Annotated in this window: 2 protein-coding genes; both read right to left on the bottom strand. The window is 72.7% G+C overall.

The genetic code is table 11. The features are described from left to right. The coding region (nuoK, locus tag EAD98_RS03215) for an NADH-quinone oxidoreductase subunit NuoK (RefSeq protein ID WP_121652589.1) at positions 1-278 on the bottom strand (278 nt) is incomplete at its 3' end. Continuing rightward, on the bottom strand, positions 275-517 hold a 243-nt coding region (locus EAD98_RS03220; protein WP_199723266.1), incomplete at its 5' end, for an NADH-quinone oxidoreductase subunit J. The genes EAD98_RS03220 and nuoK, both read right to left, overlap by 4 nt.

Raw genomic sequence — 517 nt, forward strand, 5'->3', positions numbered from 1 at the left:
GCCACGCTGGCGCGCAGCCGGTAGAGCTGGAGAACGATCGCCAGCCCCACCCCGATCTCGGCGGCGGCGAGGACGATGACGAAGAGCGCGAAGACCTGACCGGAATGCGGCAGCACGGCGCGGACGGTGGTGTCCGCGGTGACCAGGATCAGGTTCACCGCGTTGAGCATCAGCTCCACCGCCATCAGCACCAGCACCGCGTTGCGCCGGCGCAGCACGCCGTAGACGCCGAGGCCGAACAGCAGCGCGGCGGTGACGTACGGGATGACCGGTCTCACCGGCGCCCCCCGGAATCCACGTCCTCGCTCGGCACGCCGTCCGGCGCCGGGCCGGGCCGGCCGATGTCCGGCCGGGACAGCACCACCGCGCCCACCAGCGCCGACAGCAGCAGCACGGAGAGCACCTCGAACGGCAGCACCCACGACCGGAAGATCTGCTCCCCCAGCCGCTCCGCGGTGCCGGCGCCAGCGCCGGGCAGCTCAACCGTGCTCCACCGGTACGCGTCGACCAGCAGGAC

It is taken from the genome of Micromonospora sp. CV4, assembly GCF_003667455.1.
Lineage (GTDB): Bacteria > Actinomycetota > Actinomycetes > Mycobacteriales > Micromonosporaceae > Micromonospora.